Here is a 20,611-nt window from a genome sequence, read left to right as displayed (position 1 = left end):
TTAGTCAAACAGTTGAGTCCTTAAATAATTCAATCTTTCGTTGTGAATAGGTTTTTCTGCTATTCTGTGTCTATTTACCTCCTCAACTTTCTGCAACAGAAAATCATCCAACGAAAGTCCATTTTGGCGCAAGGCAATATTGATTACTTTTACGGCTTGGGGCCTCATATTCTTTTCTATATAATGTTTAACACAAAGCACATTAAACCGATCAATAGCATGTGCTGATTTTATTCCGCTGATACTATCGGCCAGCTTACCTAATTCTGCTTCAGGATCTATCTTCTGTATCATTGACACTTTTATCTTTCTGGTATTTACTTCAAAAAACTGCCCGAAAGATTTGGCTTTTGATGCTGCATTCGACAAAATATCTTCCAATTCAGAAATACTTCCTGTGTTTTCCTTTTGATATCTTTTCAATAAAATATCAAATAGGGCTGTTTTTGACCAGAAACTTTCTTTAACCTTATCATTTTCCCTTTCTATATTTTCAAGATTTTCATACCTATAATATTGTATACATATTTTTCTTGCCATTTTCAAAGCATGAACATCACTGTTATCAAATTTAATAAGTCCTTCAAGTTCTTTGACTGCATTATATATATCTCCGCCTTTTACCAGTTTATTGATATATACCTTATGAATTTCCCTGATGTGGTTATTTCTGTCCGTATTCGGCTTTTTGGCAAGAAGTTTATCCAATAAGATTTTTGTTTCTGCTGCTGTAAGATGGTCAAACCTTTTCTTATGATTCTGCCTGTTGATCTTTTTCAATGCTTTAAGTGCAGGATTGTCTCTTGCATCTAAAACAACTGTTTGTTGTGTAATTTTTGCAACCGTCTTCTGATATTGAGCTTCAAATTGTTCATTATCAGGTTCAGCAATTCTAGCCTGATTTAATAGTGTATTAGAGGCAAGCAATAGATCGTTAGGGCTGTTTAACTGATTGGCAAATTTTTTATTTCCTAATGCCAGACGCATGTATTCTTTTGCAACTCTTTCTTTGAAGATTGGACTAACAGTATTTACAACAAGGTAGTTGGAAAAGACTTGCAATACTTCAAGTTCTTTATATTTACTCTGCAACAATACCTTCCTTATGCCATCATAGGCTCTGACTTCTTTTGCGTCTAAAACAATCACTTCATTGTAAATATCCAAAGCCGCTTCCATATTCCGGTTACTACCAGACCTATTTCTAAATACAGGCGAGGACGTTACCTGATTATTTCGCAAATCTGCAGCACGTTTTAATTTTTGAGGAATAGTTTCTTCAACAATTTTAATAAGGGAGGAAACAGATTGACCTAAAAGGGTGTTTGTAAAGGCTATACCTACAAGAGTCATTGATGAAGTGCCTATAAATTTTCTTCTGTTTGTTTTCATTTCAGGCATTTAGTTAAAAAAGAGGAAGGCGAGATTCGAACTCGCAACTATAATTCCTGGAGACTATGCTACTAAACTGATTATTTTACTTCCTCTTGCGGGCAAAAGTAAAAAAGTTTTCTTACAAAAGAAATTATAAATGTTAAATTTTAAACATTTAATTATACATATCTTAAAATTGTTGATTTTTAAGTAAATTGAGAAATTTAGAGTCTGATATTTAAAATCTTGAAGAAGCCAATCATAATAAATTTATTATGAATAAAAAAGCACGAATTGCAATTCAATTCGTGCTTTGTATATACTGTAGTGAAAACCAAATTACTCCGCTTCCCTCTTTAAACCTTTAATATCTTTTAAAAATATCTTTTTGCCTTTAAGTTCGATGAGCCCGTTTTTATTAAAGTCTGATAGCAAACGGATGCAGCTTTCTGTTGCCGTTCCAATCATACTGCCAATTTCTTCACGCGTGAGTTGGGTTTTCAGACTTCCATCTTCGTGCGTACCAAAGGTTTCCTGTAGGTGCAAAAGCGTTTCGGCCAGGCGTTCACGAACGGTTTTCTGTGCCATGTCCACGACGTGGTCGTCGGCTTCTTTAAGGTCACCGCAAATGGCGCGCATTACGTTCATTGAAAATGCATTATTCTTGTTGAATAACGGCATGATTTCGCTTTTTGGGATAAAGCATACTTCCATGTCTTCAAGCGCAATGGCGCTCAGGTTAGCCGGCTCATCACTAATCATGGAGCGCTGTCCGAGCAATTCTCCTTTAGAGACTAACTTAATAATCTGGTCCTTGCCGTTAGCGCTTAGTTTGGACAACTTGCAAACTCCGTCCTTAACGCAAAAAATGCCATTCACATTCTCTCCTTCCTCAAAAACAGGTTCTCCTTTTTTGATGGTATAGGACGACTTGCAGTCCGCTATTTTCAGCAGTTCCTCTTTATTGAGGGCCTTAAGCGAACTAAACTCTCGAACGATACATTGCTCACACTTACTCATGGGCGGGATGGGAATTAGTTTTGCAAAGATACGGAAAAGCATGATAATTATCATAGTTTGTGCCTAAGGCATTTCCAAACTTTGCATCAGGTAAATGAGCAAATTATGGACACGCACAGTTGTTTTCACTGCGGTCTTGAAGTTATTAAAAAAGAAGAAATTGTTTTTGACGGAAAATCATTCTGCTGCAAAGGCTGTCAGACGGTTTATGAAATTTTCGCAGACAACGGACTTTCGTCTTACTATGACTTTGGAAAAATGCCGGGCGCTTCGCCTCAGGCCGTAAATGGAAGATATGATTTTTTAGACAGTGAAAAGATAACCTCCAAATTATTGGAATTTCAGGAAGAAGGCACCAGTATTGTCTCTCTGTATATTCCGCACATCCATTGCAGTTCCTGTATCTGGATTTTGGAAAACCTGCACCGGCTTCATCGTGGTATAGGCTCTTCTCAGGTCAACTTCTCAGAAAAAAAGGTGCGGATTATTTTCAATCCGCAGGAAACCAATCTCAAAGACATCGTTTTGATGCTCTGCACTATTGGTTATGAGCCTTATATTTCATTGGAGAATTATGAAAAAGGCAGGAATGCATCAGACCGCAGCCTTATTTATAAATTGGGAGTAGCTTTTTTCTGTTTCGGAAACATCATGCTGCTTTCCTTTCCGGAATATTTTGAAACCGAAGAATTCTGGCTCGACCAGTACCGCGGTTTTTTTCGCTGGCTCATTTTCGGACTGTCACTTCCTTCCTTCCTGTATTCCGCAAGCGGCTATTATGTCTCTGCCTACAAAAGCATCCGAAACGGTATGTTCAATATCGATATCCCGATTGCGTTGGGAATCATCGTCATGTTTGTCCGCAGTACCGTAGATATTGTTCTGGGTTACGGACAGGGATTTTTTGACAGTCTTACAGCTCTTGTCTTTTTTATGCTGGTTGGCCGACTGTTCCAACAAAAAACTTACAGTTTCCTTTCTTTTGAAAGAGATTTCAAGTCGTATTTTCCAATTGCCGTCACACAAATCAAGGCACAGGAAGAAGTTTCTGTTCCTGTCTACGATATCCAAAAAGGTGACCGACTGCTTATCCGCAATCAGGAACTGATTCCGGTAGATGGCATACTCATCAGCAACGATTGCCAGATTGATTACAGTTTTGTAACCGGAGAAGCTGACCCTATCCATAAAAAATCAGGCGATAAGGTTTTTGCCGGTGGGCGGTTATTGGGACAGGTAATTGAAATGGAAGTCTTAAACTCAGTTTCCCAAAGCTATCTTACCCAGTTGTGGAGCAATGATATTTTTCAAAAGAAAAATGCCGTGCAACGCAGAAGTATTACTGATGCCATTAGCCGTTACTTTACGCCTGCCCTGTTGCTGATTGCTTTTCTCGGTTTCAGCTATTGGATTTTTAAAGATGCTAATACTGCTTTTAATGTATTTACCGCCGTATTGATTGTGGCTTGCCCATGTGCATTGGCATTAACTGCTCCTTTCACGTTGGGCAACGTATTACGGATTATGGGCAGGCAGAAGCTCTATCTTAAAAATGCCGGCGTAATTGAACAATTGGCCAAAGCCGATATGATTGTTTTTGACAAAACCGGAACCATTACAACCAGCAAGGCATCTGATATTTCATTTATTGGAAATCCGCTGTCTGCTATAGAACTGTCATACATCAAAAATCTGCTTCGGGGTTCCAACCATCCGTTAAGCCGCAGGCTGTATGATTTCCTTCCGGTTGCCGAACTGCGTATCGTGCATGGTTTTGAAGAAATTACCGGAAAAGGTATTGAGGGTATTATTGACGGAAACTGTATTCGCCTTGGAGCGGCTTCCTATGTAGGGTGCGAAAACTCAAGCAATACACAAACGGCTGTGCATATTGCCATCAATAACGATTACAAGGGAAGTTATGTTTTCGACAACCAGTACCGCAAAGGTCTTCAGCAGCTATTTCAGAGTCTAAAAAAGAATTATGATATAAAAATCCTTTCGGGAGATAATGACGGCGAACGCAAACAGCTGGAACAGCTACTACCTGAAGGTACAGAATTGTTATTTAACCAAAAACCGGAACAAAAACTGGAAGCCATCAGAAAATGGCAGGAAAAAGGTCATAATGTAATGATGGTTGGCGATGGATTGAATGATGCCGGAGCCTTGGCACAAAGCAATGTGGGGATTTCTATTTCTGAGAATGTCAATGTATTCTCTCCGGCTTGCGACGGCATACTCGATGCAACGGAGTTTTCGAAGATTGCTTATTTCCTGAAATTTTCTAAAAAGGCCATTACTACTATCAAGATGAGTTTTACGCTTTCGCTGCTTTATAATGTAGTCGGATTAGGCTTTGCCGTTAGCGGAAAACTGTCGCCTCTGGTAGCGGCCATTATTATGCCGTTAAGCACCGTAACCATTATCAGCTTTGTTACGCTGGCCAGTAATTATTATGCCCGAAAATTAAAACCCAAAACCGGCCGGGTATGATAAATATCATGTTTTTCCCAAAGCTGCCAAAGTAATTTTGTTCTTATAAAATCATAAGGTATGAGCGTCATCTATTTATTAATCTCCATCAGCATTGTCGTGGCTGTTGGCTTCTTTATTGCCTTTGTGAGGGCGGTCAGGGGCGGACAATATGACGATGACTATACTCCATCGGTTCGGGTACTTTTTGACGATGAAGTTGTTTCTAAAAAACAGGAGCACCCATCCAAAACCCGGAAAAATTGCCCGGAAACCAATCCTTAATATCTGATAACCCAATAAATCCAAAATCAAGCATGGAAGTACAACAGTTTTACTATGACAACAAAATCGTAAAGAAGTTCCTTTACGCGACCATCATCTGGGGTGCGGTAGGGATGCTTGTAGGGCTTTTGATAGCCTCAATGTATCTCTTTCCAAACCTGACGGAAAACATTTCATGGCTCAGCTACGGAAGGCTGCGTCCGCTGCATACCAATGCGGTTATTTTTGCCTTTGTGGGTAATGCTACCTTTGCAGGTATTTATTATTCGATGCAGCGTTTGCTCAAAACCAGAATGTTCAGCGATGTGCTGAGCAAGATTAATTTCTGGGCGTGGCAGTTTATTATTGTAGCCGCCGCCATCACGCTGCCATTAGGCTATACTTCTTCCAAAGAATATGCTGAACTGGAATGGCCTATAGATATTGCCATTGCTGTGGTTTGGGTCGTATTTGGTATCAACATGATTGGAACGATTCTCAGAAGAAGAGAGCGCCATCTCTATGTGGCTATCTGGTTCTACATCGCTACTTTCGTAACCGTAGCCGTACTGCATATCTTTAACAGCCTTGCGCTTCCGGTTGGAGCGCTAAAAAGCTACTCAGTATATGCCGGAGTACAGGATGCTTTGGTGCAATGGTGGTATGGACATAATGCCGTAGCATTTTTCCTTACAACGCCTTTCCTGGGGCTCATGTACTATTTCGTGCCAAAAGCTGCCAATCGTCCGGTTTATTCCTATAGATTGTCTATCATTCACTTTTGGTCATTGATTTTTATCTATATCTGGGCCGGACCTCACCACCTGCTCTATTCCTCATTGCCGGACTGGGCACAGAACCTGGGTGTAGTATTCTCCATTATGCTGATTGCTCCATCCTGGGGTGGTATGATTAACGGATTGCTGACATTACGCGGTGTTTGGGATAAGGTACGAACAGAACCGGTTTTGAAATTCTTTGTCGTAGCCATCACGGGTTATGGTATGGCCACATTTGAAGGACCAATGCTATCACTTAAAAACGTAAACGCTATTGCCCACTTTACCGACTGGATTGTAGCCCACGTACACGTAGGTGCTCTGGCCTGGAACGGATTCCTGACCTTCGGTATGATATACTGGTTGTTGCCACGCATGGCAAAAACGTCATTGTATTCTAAAAAGCTGGCCAACTTCCATTTCTGGATTGGTACTTTAGGTATTATCCTGTATACGCTACCAATGTATGTGGCAGGCTTTACACAGGCTTCAATGTGGAAACAATTCAATCCTGACGGTTCTTTAGTATATGGAAACTTCCTTGAAACTGTAAAACAGATTATGCCAATGTACTGGATGAGAGCTATTGGAGGTACCCTGTTTATTATTGGACTGTTTGTAATGATTTACAACATCGTAAAAACTGTAAAACAAGGAAATGCAATCGAAGACGAATTGGCCGAAGCACCTGCTTTACAGAAAATTACAAACAAAAGGCTGAAAGGCGAAAAATTCCACCCCTGGCTGGAAAGAAGACCTATACAGTTAACCATTTTGGCAACTATTGCCATCCTGATTGGCGGTATCATACAGATTGTGCCAACCATTATGGTAAAATCAAACATTCCTACAATTGCAGCGGTTAAACCTTATACGCCACTGGAGCTGGAAGGACGCGACTTGTATATCCGTGAAGGTTGTGTTGGCTGCCATTCGCAAATGATTCGTCCGTTCCGTTCTGAAGTGGAGCGTTATGGTGAATATTCCAAATCAGGAGAATATGTCTATGACCACCCGTTCCTTTGGGGTTCTAAGAGAACCGGACCCGACCTGATGCGATTGGGAGGCAAGTACTCAGACAACTGGCACTTTAACCACATGTGGGACCCAAGAAGTACATCGGCTGGATCCATCATGCCATCCTACAAATGGCTTTTTGATAACAAACCGATGGATTATTCCGATATCCAGAAAAAAATGGAAGTTATGGTACAACTGGGTGTTCCTTACAGCAAGGAAGAAATTGCCAACGCACAGGCCGCCATTAAAAAACAGGCGCTGGCTATAGAGAAAAACCTGTATAGTGACCCTGACTTCAAGAAAAGCTATGAAGAAAGTCAAAAGGCCGCCGCTGCCAAAGGTGAAACCTTTGTACCAATGCATCAAAGAGAGATTGTTCCTATGATTGCCTATCTGCAACGACTGGGAACCGATATCAAAGTCAAAGAAGCAAAAACCAACAACTAATGCCATGCTGAAATTCATCAAACACAATATGGAAACCATCTCAGGAATTGAGATTTATCCTATCATTTCACTACTGATTTTCTTTTTATTTTTTGTAGCCCTTTATGCATGGACCTACACTTACAAAAAAGAAAAAATCACCGAAATGAGCCATATTCCTTTCGAAAGCGAAAACGAAATCGATAACCTCAAAAACGACAAGCCATGAAAAAAATCTTTCCGGTATACCTGAGGGTACCTATCATCTTCTTTGCCGTATTTCTGGCTATGGAGTATTTTATCGACTCCGGCGACAGGCCTGCTTTTCTGAAATATCCAATGATTTCAGTGTTTCTGGTCGTATTCCTGTTCCTGCTTATCGCGATTGAAGTGGTTGTGGCCGCAGTAGACAATGTGACCTATCATTTGTTGACCGATGAACAGCGAAAACAGTTGGAAGAAGCCAACGAAATTAAGATTACGGACAGCAAACTGTTCCAAAAAATCAAAAAATGGTTTGTCAAGGAAAGTCCTATCGAACAGGAAGCCGATATCATGCTGAATCATGATTATGACGGAATCAAGGAGTTGGACAACGACCTGCCGCCCTGGTGGACCAAGCTATTTTATGCCTGTATTGTTTTCGCCTTTATCTATCTGGCAAAATACCACATCTTTGGACATGACAACCAGGCTAAGGAATTTGAAACCGAAATGGCCGAAGCCAAACTAGCCGTTGAAGAATATAAAAAGACAGCCAAAGACCTGATTGACGCCGAAACGGTGACCCTGCTTACGGACACCGGCGATATTGCTGCCGGAAAAACAATATTTGAAACCAATTGCGTGGCCTGTCACAGGCCGGATGCCGGTGGAGCTATTGGCCCTAACCTGACAGACGACCATTGGATTTTGGGTGGTGGCATTAAAAATGTTTTCCATACCATCACAGAAGGTGGTCGCGACGGTAAAGGAATGGTGGCCTGGAAAGGTACTTTGAAACCTTCTGAAATCCAGCAGGTAGCAAGTTATGTACTATCGCTTCAGGGCTCTAACCCTAAAGACCCTAAGCCGGCCGAAGGTGAAATATGGGTAGAAGAAAATGCACCAAAGGCAGATACTAAAACAGAAGAAGCAAAAACGGTAGCCCAAAACTAAGGGCTGCCGTCTAAAAAATAAGAATTATGCCAAAAATGCGGGATGAATCCTTTCGCGATGCGATTGGAACGGTAGATGACAAAGGAAAAAGAGTATGGGTCTATCCTAAGATACCTACAGGTAAATTGTATGAAAAACGCAAGATTGTCAGCTATTTTTTACTGCTGTTCCTGTTTGCCGCACCATTCATCAAAATCAACGGAAACCAGTTCCTGCTCTTTAATGTGACCGAACGCAAGTTCAACATTTTTGGATTTCCTTTTTGGCCGCAGGATTTCTACCTGTTTGTTATCTCTATGTTGGTAGGAGTCGTGTTTGTGGCATTATTTACAGTAGCTTTCGGAAGGATTTTCTGTGGTTGGATATGTCCGCAGACTATCTTTATGGAAATGGTTTTCCGCAGGATTGAATTCTGGATTGACGGCGACCGAGGAGCCCAGATGCGACTTGACAAGCAAGATTGGGATGCCGAAAAAATTCGCAAAAGGCTGTTGAAATGGATTATCTTTTTTATTATTTCTTTCCTGATTGCCAACGTTTTCCTGGCCTATCTTATTGGTAGTGACGAACTGATTCGTTTGGTACAAGAACCCCTGGCTAACAACCTCAGTACTTTTATAGCCTTATTAATTTTTACCGGAGTTTTTTACTTCGTCTATGCCTGGTTTCGCGAACAGGTGTGCATTATTGCCTGTCCTTACGGAAGATTGCAGGGCGTACTGCTGGACAATAAATCAATCATTGTGGCTTATGACCATGTTCGTGGCGAAAAGGAAAAAGGCAGGGCAAAAATTGATAAAAGAGAAGACCGTACGCTTAGCGGCAAAGGCGACTGTATTGACTGCAGACAGTGTGTCAATGTATGTCCAACCGGTATCGACATCCGTAACGGAACACAACTGGAATGCATTAACTGTACGGCCTGTATTGATGAATGCGACGCCATTATGGAAAAGGTTAGTCTGCCAAAAGGATTGATCCGGTATGCTTCAGAAGATGAGATTACAAAACATAAAACGTTTGAATTTACGGCGCGTATGAAAGGCTATGCTTCTGTATTGCTGATTCTCACCGGTATTTTTATTGGACTATTGTTTTTAAGAAATGATGTAGAAGCGACCATATTGAGATTGCCGGGACAGTTGTTTGAACACAAGGGCGAAAACATCAGTAATGTATATACGTATAAAATTGTCAACAAGACAGTACACAATCTTGACGACATCCATTTTGAACTGCTCAGCCCTAAAGGAACTATAAAAACAGTTGGAAAAGCATGGTTCACTATTGATAAGGAAGGAATGGCACAGGGAACACTGTTTGTAGAAATCCATCCGGCTTTTCTGGAAGGCGACCGTACTTCTATTGAAATAGGTGTTTACCAGGGTGGCAAATTGATTGAAACGGAACGCACCAATTTCCTCGGCCCGAGGAGCTTTAATTAAAAAATAATCGTGCTGTCTGCTAAAGCATAACGGCACTAAAAATTAGAAATCATGAAAAAAATAAACTGGGGAACCGGAATCTTTATTGCTTTTGCACTGTTCATGTCATTTATCCTCTTTTTTGTCTTTCTGGTACAGTCTGACCACAAATATGATAATGAGCTGGTGATAGAGGATTATTACAAATATGAAACCGGACTGCAATCACAGCTCGACAAAGAAAACAATGCAGAACAGTTGCAGGAAAAGGTAACGGTTGAAGTAAACAAAACCGGTATTACGGTGCATTTCCCTCACGATTTCGATTATAAAAACATTACAGGAAAAGTGTCCCTTTACAGGCCGTCCAGTCAGAAATTAGACTTTGGGATTCCCATCGCATTGTCTTCTTCAAATTTGCTCATACCTAAAAGTGATTTGGCTGACGGCCGTTGGGACATTCTTGTTGAATGGAATTACAACGGCACGGGCTATCTCAATAAAGAACAGCTCACCCTTGAATAAACCAAAATGTTATATTCTGCTTTTTTCTTCGGTTTGATTTCCAGCTTCCACTGTGTAGGGATGTGCGGACCAATTGCCATGATGCTGCCGCTCGACCGTAGCAGCCAGGCTAAAAAGACAGCCCAACTCCTGCTCTATCATTTGGGAAGATTAACGGCTTATAGCACTTTGGGACTAATTTTTGGATTGCTTGGAAAAGGTTTTTATCTGGCCGGGATGCAACAGCAGCTTTCAATAATGGTTGGTGTTTTTATGATATTGATTGCTATTGTTCCTGAAAAGGTTTTTATGAAATATAACTTTTCACGGCCAGTTTATACTATTATTTCCAAAGTAAAATCAGGATTGGGGAAACAGTTCAGGAAAAAAAACAACAGCGCCTTGTTTCTTATTGGCCTGTTAAACGGGTTTCTGCCTTGCGGATTGGTTTATGCCGCTTTGTTTGGCGCACTGGCCATGCAAAACGCCCCTTTAGGAATCGCATATATGGCACTCTACGGACTGGGCACCATTCCTATGCTTAGCGCTGCGGCCTATGCAGGGAGTTTTTTAAGCAACGGTTTCAGAAGTAAATTGCAGAAAGTAATTCCTGTAGTTACCGTCATTATAGGAACACTTTTTATTCTGAGAGGAATGGGATTGGATATTATGTATGTTTCTCCCGGTGATATGAGTTTGTTTGTGAAGAGCGGGGCAGATTGTAAGTAAAGGTGCTAAGGTGATGAGGCTCTAAGGTGCTGAGGTTTTTAAAAAAGGTGCTAAGATACTGAGGTTCTAAGGCGCTGAGGTTTGGTTCTGTTTTCCGAAAAGAGATTTCTTTATAAATATTTTTGTTTATTCTTTACCTCACACAAAAGACTTAGAACCTTAGTACCTTTTTACCTTAGTGCCTTTCACCTCAATACTTTTCAACCTTAGAGCCTTAGTACCTCAAAACCTTAGTAACTTCTCTACACAATCAATGAAAACAACTGTGTTTCCGGTATTCTGCGTTTTAAACGAAGGTCAAACGCCATACAGGCATTGCGTAAAAAAGGTTTTCCTGCTTCGGTAATGACAAGTTTGTTGTTTTCAATATGCAGCAGACCGTCATTTTCCATTTCAGATAATTCGGAGAGTACGGCAGGAAGTTCAGGGAAACAGGCATCTGCATGGTTCCATTCGGTTTCAAAGCGGCACATGAGGTTGAGTATGTGCTGTCTGATAATCAAATCTTCCCTGGTAAGGATGTGGCCCCTGTTTACGGGTATCTGGTTCCATTCCAGCAATTGGTAATAGTCATCCAGATCTTTTACATTTTGTGCAAAACCATACCAGCTATCGCTTATAGACGAAACGCCCAATCCTATCATAAGTTGTGTTTTGGAGTGGCTGTAACCCATAAAATTACGATGCAGTTTTCCTTCTTCAGTAGCTTTATAAAGCGAATCGGTTTCCAGTGCAAAATGGTCCATGCCAATTTCATGGTAGCCGTTGGAATGCAGTAATGCCTTGCCTATTTCATATAGTTTGCGCTTCTCCTCATCTTTAGGAATATCTTCGTCCTTATAGCCACGCTGTCCGTTACCTTTAATCCACGGTGTATGGGCATAACTGTAAAATGCCAAACGGTCCGGCCTTAGAGAACGGGTCTTTTCGATAGTATCGACCACATCTTCAATCGTCTGAAACGGCAAACCGAAAACCAAATCATGTCCAACAGACGTATAGCCAATTTCTTTAGCCCATAATGTTGTTTTTGCCACATTGGAAAAAGGCTGGATGCGGTGAATGGCTTTCTGTACGGTTTCGGAATAATCCTGTACGCCAAAACTCACCCTGCGAAAGCCAAGGTCGTATAGTTTTTGCAGGTGTTCTTTTGTTGTATTGTTGGGATGCCCTTCAAAACTAAACTCAAAATCTTTAGCCTTAGTCCCGGTTTTCAATATGCCGTTAATCAGGTCTTCCAGATGTTTTACGGCAAAAAAAGTAGGTGTTCCGCCGCCCAAATGAATTTCCTTGATAACAGGCTTTTCATCCATTGCATGGCAATACAACTGCCATTCCTTTAAAACGGCTTCCAGATAAGGCTGTTCTACGTTATGGTTTTTGGTAATGCGTTTGGTACAGCCGCAAAATGTGCAAAGGCTTTCGCAAAACGGCAGGTGAATATAGATGCTGATTCCTTCGGCAGCATTGCTTTCGCGGAATGATTTTTTAAAAGATTGCATCCAGGCTTCATAACTGAAATCACCACTCTCCCAATACGGAACGGTTGGATAGCTCGTATATCTTGGACCGGGAACGTTATATTTTTGAATAAGAGAATTGCTTGGCATAATCGGTAATTTTATGCCAAAGCTACTCCTGTTGCTATTTTTAAAAAATGATAATTGTCATGTCTGTTTATTTTAACAACATGACTTTGAACAGGATATCTTAATTCACGAAATTCTTGCGGTATTCGTTGGGACTCATGCCTACTTCTTTTTTGAAAAGCCTTGAAAAATAAGGCGGATTGTCAAAACCTAAAGCATAGGCTGTTTCAGAAACCGAATTTTCAGAACCCTGCAATAAATTTTTAGCTTCAGAAATCAGGAAGATGTGAATCAATTCAATTGCCGTTTTTCCGGTTTCCTGTTTCAAAACATCACTCAGGTATCGCGGTGAAAGGTTGAATAAGTCAGCCAGTGACTTGACTGTTGGGAGTCCTTTTTCCTGCAACTTTCCTTTTTCAAGATACGATGCCAGCAGGTCGTTAAACTTAGAAACTGTTTTTCCTGACAATTCTGTCCTGTTAATAAACTGCCGCTTATAGAAACGCTGCGAATATTTCAGTATAGAATCGATATGGGCAATGATAATTTCCCGACTGTATTCGTCCTGATTATTATAATATTCTCCTTCAATTTTACTATGCAGGTCCCAGATAATCTGTTCTTCGCGTGCGGAAAGATGGAGCGCCTCATTGGCTTCGTAATCAAAATATCCGTATTTTTTTATCTCAGAATGCAGATGGTAGCCATTTAGGAAATCTTCATGAATCCAGATGATAAATCCTTTTTCTTCGAGTTCCACATTATTGATTTCTATGACCTGTCTTGGCTTCATGAACATCATCGAGCCGTTATCATGGTCATATTTTGTTCGCCCATAAAGCACATAACCCGATTTGATTTTTTTAAAAGCAATCATGTAAAAATCGGTAGTAAATTCGCTCTGCCCGATAGAACATTCGGATAGCTTTTCACACATTACCAGGCTAATCAAAGGATTTTCCGGTGGCGGATAGCCGATGGAACGGTGCAGTTCGCTAATGGTTTTGAAATGTCTCATAAAAAAGTAGAAGAACTACGCTTTTAAAGGCGCAGTTCTTTTTAAAATTAGGTACGTAAATATACTAAAAAAGCAAATTAATTTCCGTGGGCTTTTGCAGATACTTCTTTCCATTCTTCCCATTCTGAAAGACGTTGTGCATATACTTCTTTTACCCATGGCAGGGCCACTTTCCCCAGGAAAAGACGCAATGGCGGATTGGCGGCATCAACCAATTTCAAGATGGCTTCAGCTGTTGCTTCCGGTTTACCAAAAGAATCCGTATCAGCCATTCCGGCCTGGAAGGCAGCCCTTACATTGTCATAGGCTTTGATAGTTTCTGACTGTATAGCAGAAGACCCGGCCCAATCTGTAGCGAAACCGTTAGGTTCAACCAGAGTTACGTTAATACCAAATTCCTTGACTTCAGTAGCCAGTGTTTCGCTTATGGCTTCAACTGCAAATTTAGAGGCGTTATATATTCCTAAAGTTGGCAAAGTAGCCACACCTAATACACTCGACAATTGGATAATATGTCCGTGGCCCTGCGCTCTCAAAATTGGCAACGCTGCCTGGGTTATCCACAACAGTCCGAATACGTTGGTTTCAATCTGGTCTCTGGCTTCTTTTTCTGAAGTTTCTTCTATCGTTCCAAACAGTCCATAACCTGCATTGTTGATAATAACATCCAGTTTTCCGAAATGTTCTTTGGCCTGATTGACAGCGGCAAAACTTTGCTCACGGCTGGTCACATCCAGTTGTATTGGCAATATTGCATCGCCATATTGTGCTTTTAATTCTTTAAGCGAATCCAGATTTCTCGCTGTTGCAGCAACTTTATTGCCACGTTTAAGAAAGGCTTCTGCCCATATTTTTCCAAATCCTCTGGAAGCTCCTGTAATAAATATGATTTTTGACATCAGTAAATGTGTTTAGATTAATAACAGGACAAAGTTAGGCTGGTGACGCACCGGAGAACTTATACAAAAAGCGGTAAAACATATACATTTTGTTTTGAGCCATACAGCAAAGCAACTTTGAGCTTTACAGCAAAGTCAGCCCGCTGTTTGTATACGAATTTTGTCCTGTAACAATTAATCAAATTAGTATAGCATATGAAAACGATTGACAAAATCTACATCAACGGCGAATTTGTAAAGCCAAAAGGAAATCAGATATTTGACCTTATCAGTCCAACAACCAATCAGCTAATCGGACAGGTTGCTTTGGGAAATAAGCAGGATGCACAAGATGCCATTGCAGCAGCAAAAGAAGCATTCAGGACTTTTTCCCAAACAACCAAAGCAGAACGTATCGAATATCTGAAACGTTTGCATGAGGTAGTTTCCAGACGAAAAGACGAACTTATTGAGGTAATGGTTGAAGAATATGGAGGAACGCTCCAATTCTCAAGAATGAGCATGGAATTTGCACTGAGTTCTTTTACTTCTGCTATTGCAACTCTGGAAAAATTCGACTTCACTAAAAAAATGGGCTTTTCTGAAGTACAACTGGTTCCGCTTGGCGTAGTGGGCATTATCATTCCGTGGAACGCCAGCAACGGTTTTATTGCCGGAAAACTAGCCACAGCAGTAGCTGCCGGATGTACGGTGGTTATTAAGCCAAGTGAAATGAGTGCCTTACAGACACAGATTATGACAGAATGCCTGCATGAAGCAGGATTACCAGCCGGTGTATTCAATATCGTAAACGGATTGGGCGATGTGGTGGGAGCCGAAATCAGCAGCCATCCTGATGTAGCCAAAATTTCGTTTACCGGTTCCAGCAACGTAGGAAAAATTATTGCACGTGAAGCCTCGGCTACTCTTAAGCGTTACACTTTGGAGCTAGGAGGCAAATCGCCTAATATTCTTTTAGATGATGCCGACTTTACCAAAGCGATTCCAATGGCTATTGCTGCGGCCTTTATGAACAACGGACAAGCCTGTGTGGCAGGAACCCGACTTTTGGTGCCGGAAAACCGATTGGAAGAAGCGAAAGAATTAATACAAAGGCTGCTTCCCCAATTTCCTGTTGGTAATCCCAAAGAAGAAACAACAGCTGTTGGCCCTATGGTTAGCAAAAAACAATACGAACGGGTACAGAATTATATCCAATTGGGTCTTGATGAAGGCGCTACACTACTTGCAGGCGGACTTGGCCATCCGGAAGGATTGGAAAACGGAAATTTCGTAAAACCTACCGTTTTTTATAATGTAGATAACAAGATGCGCATTGCACAGGAAGAAATTTTTGGTCCGGTATTGTCCATTATTACCTATAAAGATGAAGCCGAAGCGGTTACTATTGCCAATGATACTATTTACGGATTACAGGCTTATGTAAGTTCTGCCGATACCGAAAGAGCCCGACGTGTTGCTTACCAGATTAATGCGGGGCGTGTATTGGTTAACGAATTAAATCATGACCCGGAAGCACCTTTTGGCGGATTTAAACAGTCCGGAATAGGAAGAGAATTTGGGGTTTATGGTTTGGAAGCCTATTTGGAACCAAAAGCATTAATTGGGTAATACTGCCAACCTTGTTTCAGGAATACGGCTAAAGTGGCTGTATTCCTGAAACTATTTTTTTAACTTTACGCTCATGACAGCAATTAGAGAAGACCTTCCGCAAGTATTATATTCCTGCTATCACCAACGCAGCAGAGAGGGCGAACATTTTATTCCGGAACATGTTTTTAGTTATCAGATATCGGGAACAATGTCGGCATGGGATGCAAACAATGCTTATGAAAGCAAAGAGGGCGATTTCCGTCTTAGCATCCGAAACCGCCTGGCCAAGTTTGCCAAACAGCCGCCCGAAAACGGAGAATTTAAACTTCTTTCCCTATTCTTAGACCAGGACACGCTACGGGAAGTGAGCCGGGAAATTAATTATACCGCCACAAAAACGGCTATGGAAAAAGCGGTTCTTCCTATTGCCTCCAATCCGCTTTATGTAAGTTTTATGGAATCCCTGCTCGCCTATCTTCAATTACCGCAGGAAAACAATACCGAACTCTTAAAGCTCAAAACCAAAGAAGCCATTTATCTGCTGATTAAAATCAATCCGGAACTCAAAGACATTTTATTTGATTTTAACGAACCCGGCAAGATAGACCTTGAGGCTTTTATGAACAGGAATTTTCATTTCAACGTACAACTCAAACGTTTTGCCTATCTCACAGGACGAAGCCTGGCTACGTTTAAACGCGATTTCCAGAAAATATTTCAGGACACTCCAAGTCATTGGCTGCAACAACGCCGGTTGCAGGAGGCTTATTACCTGATTACAAAAAAATCCAAAACACCATCTGAGGTCTATATTGATGTAGGCTTCGAGGACCTGTCACATTTTTCATTTGCATTTAAGAAAAAGTATGGAGTATCGCCTTCGAAAGCAGGATAATTCATATCGCAATAATTTGGGCTATTTTTGAACCTTTACCCAGTCCTTCTTACAGAAATCCGTAATTCCAAAGCAATTCTGTTTTGATACAGGCCTTTTCCGCCTATTTTTCCGTGAACCATTAGAAAACAAGGATTTATATCTTAAAAGATTAAAAAAAATTAAACATAAAATAAACTTCATAACCTTAAAGTCACGCTTTCTTAAAACAGCATCTCCATAAGTAAAAGTTCGTTAACGAAAAGGTAATCTAAAGCTCAAGAGCCTTGGGACTCAATCCTATAACTTTGGCTCTCAAACTTTTAACTTTTTTTGATGAAAACAATTCTACGAACAAATTACATCAAGTCACTGGGACTAGCAGTACTTGGGTTATTTTTCGGCACTGCATGGGGGCAGGCCACATTGCCAGTAAACAGAACTTCCTGGGGAACTGAACCACAAGGATGGACAAACAACGGATGCGCACACAGAACTACAAGTTCTGCCTGTTCTAACAACAGTGCAACGACTTTTGACGGAACAGGTGACAACAGGATACTTTTTATTAATGCTGCACCACAGACCTTATCGATGACCTTAAAAAATCAAGGAATGTCCGGACAATCCTATCTGCTCGTTGAACAATCTGCAGATGGTAGTGATTATACGGAATTAGGAAGGTATGGTACGGCTACCGGCGCAACATCAATTACCAATGCACAGTGTTCTGATATTGATTTGCCTTTGCTTTCTTCTACACGTTACATCCGATGGACTTATACCAAAGCCAGCGGTAACTGTGATATGGACGATGTTATTGTTACAGCCGCACCGGTTGTTCCTGCATTTACCGTTAGCTCAACATCTATTACTAGCTTTGGCAATGTCAATGTAGGTGCTTCATCCAACAGTTCTTCGGTTACAGTTTCAGGAACTAATCTTACCGGTAATATTACAGCCACTGCTCCTGTAAATTTCCAGGTAAGTACAAATAATTCAACATGGTCAGGTTCGGTAAGCTTTACTCCTACATCCGGCACCGTAAGCAGCAGACTGCTTTATGTGCGTTTCTCACCTCAGAGTACCGGACTTAAATCTGGTTCTGTTACAGTAAGTACTTCAGGAGCATCTAACCAAAATATCTCTGTTTCCGGTACAGGAGTTATTACTTCTACTACATGGAACGGTTCCGCATGGAGCAACGGAAATCCGACTGCTGCTCTTGATGCCGTTATCAGTGGAAATTATGATACGACCGCTGCTGCACCACAAGGCCCAATTACAGCGAAAAACCTTAACATTACTTCTGGTACAGTAATCGTTGGTGCTAACGGATTGGAAGTAAAAGAAACATTGTCTAAAACCGGCGGAACCATCGATGCTGCTGCAGGTGACATTACTTTCTCCGGTACTACAGCACAAACACTTCCTGCTAATTTTTTTACAAACAATACGGTACAGAAATTAATCCTTAATAATGCTGCCGGACTAACCTTAGCCGGTACGACTAACCTGACGGGAGTTCTTGACGTAGTGTCAGGTAATTTGGCCGCTAATGGCAACCTGATATTAAAATCAACCGCTTCAGGTTCTGCCAGAATCGCTGCCGTAACCGGATCTATCACCGGAGAAGTTACCGTTGAACGCTATATCCCACAAGGAAAACGTGCTTTCCGATTTTTAACTCCGGGAGTTACCACAACTAATTTTATCAGCAATAACTGGCAAACCGGAACCCATATTACCGGTTCTGATTCAGGCGCAAACGGATTTGACACTACATTGACAGGAAATCCATCGATGTATGTTTATAACAACAATACTGCTTCCGGCAGTGGATGGAGCGCAATCGCAAATACTGACGCTACCAATTTAGTGGCAGGAAACGGCTATAGAATCCTGATTCGTGGTGACAGGAATGTTGACTTAGGGCAATCTTCTGCCGCCAATATGAATGCGGCCGTAACCTTAACTGCAAAAGGAACCCTGAAAACAGGTCAGGTTGTTTTTGATGCTGCGACTACTCCGGCCATCAATGCAACTCAAAACGCTACAACTAACGGTTACAGCCTGATTGGAAACCCTTATGTGAGTCCTGTAGACTGGCATTCTGTAACCAAATCAGGTGTAGAAGATGTGTATTATGCATGGGACCCAAATATGGGTACTGCGGCACAAAGAGGGCGTTATGTAGCCTACAGCCAGACTGTTGGAAGCAATAACTTGCCAGAATCAGCCGTTAACCAATACATCCAGCCAGGACAGGCGTTTTTCGTAAAAAATACAATATTAGGTGTAGCCGGTGCAGTTACTTTTGAAGAAAGCAACAAAGCTTCGCAGTCTACAAATGTTTTCAGAACGAATACTACAGAAGAAAAATCATTATTAAGTATTTCGGTATATGATGCTAATGAAGCTGAAGCTACTTATCCTATTGACGGTACAATCGCAGTATTTGGAAGCAACTATGATAATGCCATCGGATTGGGTGATGTTGAAAAGCTTTACGGTTCGGGCGAGCATTTGGCATTTGGAAGAAACAGCAAAATATTAGCTATCGATGCACTGGCTCCTGTTATGGCTAATGACGAATTGCAGGTAAAGACACTTCAGTTTATAGCCGGTAAAACCTATACTTTCAAAATCAATGCGGCTAACTTCCCTGAAGACATGCAGGCATTTCTTATTGACCAATATGCCAATACAGAAACACAGTTGAATTTATCAGCAGTTAATTCTGTAAATTTTACAACAACATCTGAAGCTAACTCTTACGGAAGCGACCGCTTCCGTATAGTATTCCGTTCTGCTGCTTTAGGAAATGGAGAATGGAAAAGCAGTACAGTAAAAGTATATCCAAACCCTATACAAAACAACCAGTTCAACATTGCATTGCCAAACAACGTTAGCGGAAAAGTAGCTATCACGTTATACAACCTTGTTGGACAGGAAATCTACAAGGCTAATGTAGAGAGTTCAAGCATTATAACAGTAAACCCATCATTGCAATTAAGCAAAGGAATCTATATCCTACAGGTATCTAACGGTACAGCTTCAGTAAAACAAAAAATTGCAGTAAAATAAATCCCTATCAAAATGAAAAACTTCAAAATATTACTATTAGTTCTGATGCTGACTACGGGAGTTCAAAACATGAATGCCCAGGAAGATTTTGACGATGATACGCAAGATGTCCCTCAGGCACCAATCAATGATTATATTATTCCGATGCTTTTGGCCGGTGTTTATTTAGGCTACCGATTGCTAAAAAGCAGAACCAAGGAAGCATAATTTCTTTAAATAAAAAAACGGCTGTAGAGATTACAGCCGTTTTTTATTTAAAAGTGGCTAAGGTGCTAAGGTACTAAGGCTCTAAGGCACTGAGGTTCTGAGGTTCTGAGGTTCTGAGGTTCTGAGGTTAATAGGCTTCTAAAGTTCGTGTAATTCTTCTAATCTGTAGCC

Annotated in this window: 17 protein-coding genes and 1 tRNA gene; 12 read left to right on the top strand and 6 right to left on the bottom strand. The window is 41.0% G+C overall.

The genetic code is table 11. From position 1 onward, the window contains the following. The 3 genes from ASG38_RS00140 to ASG38_RS00135 form a co-directional block, all read right to left on the bottom strand. Nucleotides 1-1,392, bottom strand: a complete 1,392-nt coding sequence (locus tag ASG38_RS00140; RefSeq protein WP_157485937.1) for a hypothetical protein — start codon at nt 1,390-1,392, stop codon at nt 1-3. Nucleotides 1,393-1,412: 20 nt separating this feature from the next. Beyond that, nucleotides 1,413-1,487 (bottom strand) — tRNA-Trp (locus ASG38_RS17535). Nucleotides 1,488-1,713: 226 nt separating this feature from the next. Next, complete coding sequence (locus tag ASG38_RS00135; RefSeq protein ID WP_056066688.1) at nt 1,714-2,394, bottom strand: Crp/Fnr family transcriptional regulator; 681 nt, start codon at nt 2,392-2,394, stop codon at nt 1,714-1,716. Nucleotides 2,395-2,499: 105 nt separating this feature from the next. Here ASG38_RS00135 and ASG38_RS00130 point away from each other — a divergent pair, with 105 nt between their 5' ends. The 8 genes from ASG38_RS00130 to ASG38_RS00095 are packed head-to-tail and all read left to right on the top strand — an operon-like array spanning nt 2,500 to nt 11,173. Next, a complete protein-coding gene (locus ASG38_RS00130; protein ID WP_056065390.1) occupies nt 2,500-4,890 on the top strand; it encodes a heavy metal translocating P-type ATPase metal-binding domain-containing protein in 2,391 nt (796 codons plus the stop codon). A gap of 60 nt (nt 4,891-4,950) precedes the next feature. Continuing rightward, nucleotides 4,951-5,154: a cbb3-type cytochrome oxidase assembly protein CcoS gene (gene ccoS / locus ASG38_RS00125; RefSeq protein ID WP_056065388.1), complete on the top strand. Its 204-nt coding sequence runs from the start codon at nt 4,951-4,953 to the stop codon at nt 5,152-5,154. A gap of 32 nt (nt 5,155-5,186) precedes the next feature. Beyond that, a complete protein-coding gene (ccoN, locus tag ASG38_RS00120) occupies nt 5,187-7,379 on the top strand; it encodes a cytochrome-c oxidase, cbb3-type subunit I (protein ID WP_056065385.1) in 2,193 nt (730 codons plus the stop codon). 4 nt (nt 7,380-7,383) lie between these two features. Next, a complete protein-coding gene (locus tag ASG38_RS00115) occupies nt 7,384-7,587 on the top strand; it encodes a cytochrome c oxidase subunit IV (RefSeq protein ID WP_056065382.1) in 204 nt (67 codons plus the stop codon). Next, entirely contained in the window at nt 7,584-8,516 is a 933-nt protein-coding gene (locus ASG38_RS00110; RefSeq protein WP_056065379.1) for a cbb3-type cytochrome c oxidase N-terminal domain-containing protein, read from the top strand. Before ASG38_RS00115 ends, ASG38_RS00110 begins: the two co-directional genes overlap by 4 nt. 26 nt (nt 8,517-8,542) lie before the next feature. Beyond that, nucleotides 8,543-9,961 (top strand): cytochrome c oxidase accessory protein CcoG, encoded by a 1,419-nt coding sequence (gene ccoG / locus ASG38_RS00105; protein WP_056065376.1) that lies wholly within the window; start codon nt 8,543-8,545, stop codon nt 9,959-9,961. A gap of 51 nt (nt 9,962-10,012) precedes the next feature. After that, nucleotides 10,013-10,465, top strand: coding sequence for a FixH family protein (locus tag ASG38_RS00100; RefSeq protein ID WP_056065373.1), 453 nt, complete (start codon nt 10,013-10,015; stop codon nt 10,463-10,465). 6 nt (nt 10,466-10,471) lie between these two features. Beyond that, on the top strand, nt 10,472-11,173 hold the full coding sequence (locus ASG38_RS00095) for a sulfite exporter TauE/SafE family protein (protein ID WP_056065370.1): 702 nt from the start codon (nt 10,472-10,474) through the stop codon (nt 11,171-11,173). 242 nt (nt 11,174-11,415) lie between these two features. Here the strand turns inward: ASG38_RS00095 and hemN are convergent, their stop codons facing one another. From hemN to ASG38_RS00080, 3 genes are all read right to left on the bottom strand, one after another. After that, the gene (gene hemN, locus ASG38_RS00090; protein ID WP_056065367.1) at nt 11,416-12,783 is read right to left on the bottom strand and encodes an oxygen-independent coproporphyrinogen III oxidase; all 1,368 of its coding nucleotides are present in this window, start codon (nt 12,781-12,783) and stop codon (nt 11,416-11,418) included. A gap of 100 nt (nt 12,784-12,883) precedes the next feature. Then, nucleotides 12,884-13,780: an AraC family transcriptional regulator gene (locus ASG38_RS00085; protein ID WP_056065365.1), complete on the bottom strand. Its 897-nt coding sequence runs from the start codon at nt 13,778-13,780 to the stop codon at nt 12,884-12,886. A gap of 77 nt (nt 13,781-13,857) precedes the next feature. Then, the gene (locus ASG38_RS00080) at nt 13,858-14,679 is read right to left on the bottom strand and encodes an SDR family NAD(P)-dependent oxidoreductase (RefSeq protein ID WP_056065362.1); all 822 of its coding nucleotides are present in this window, start codon (nt 14,677-14,679) and stop codon (nt 13,858-13,860) included. Between the two features lie 195 nt (nt 14,680-14,874). Between ASG38_RS00080 and ASG38_RS00075 the strand changes: the two genes are divergently transcribed. The 4 genes from ASG38_RS00075 to ASG38_RS00060 all read left to right on the top strand — a co-directional run bounded on the left by ASG38_RS00075 (nt 14,875) and on the right by ASG38_RS00060 (nt 20,440). After that, nucleotides 14,875-16,290 carry an aldehyde dehydrogenase family protein gene (locus ASG38_RS00075; protein ID WP_056065360.1) on the top strand — a complete coding sequence of 472 codons (1,416 nt, stop codon included), beginning with the start codon at nt 14,875-14,877 and terminating at the stop codon, nt 16,288-16,290. A gap of 73 nt (nt 16,291-16,363) precedes the next feature. Continuing rightward, nucleotides 16,364-17,167 carry an AraC family transcriptional regulator gene (locus ASG38_RS00070; RefSeq protein ID WP_056065357.1) on the top strand — a complete coding sequence of 268 codons (804 nt, stop codon included), beginning with the start codon at nt 16,364-16,366 and terminating at the stop codon, nt 17,165-17,167. 315 nt (nt 17,168-17,482) lie between these two features. After that, on the top strand, nt 17,483-20,233 hold the full coding sequence (locus tag ASG38_RS00065) for a T9SS type A sorting domain-containing protein (protein WP_056065354.1): 2,751 nt from the start codon (nt 17,483-17,485) through the stop codon (nt 20,231-20,233). Between the two features lie 12 nt (nt 20,234-20,245). Beyond that, a complete protein-coding gene (locus ASG38_RS00060; RefSeq protein WP_056065351.1) occupies nt 20,246-20,440 on the top strand; it encodes a hypothetical protein in 195 nt (64 codons plus the stop codon). Nucleotides 20,441-20,611: the final 171 nt, after the last annotated feature.

It is taken from the genome of Flavobacterium sp. Leaf359 (assembly GCF_001423985.1).
Classification (GTDB): domain Bacteria; phylum Bacteroidota; class Bacteroidia; order Flavobacteriales; family Flavobacteriaceae; genus Flavobacterium; species Flavobacterium lindanitolerans.
This window is presented reverse-complemented; position numbering and strand designations above follow the sequence as displayed.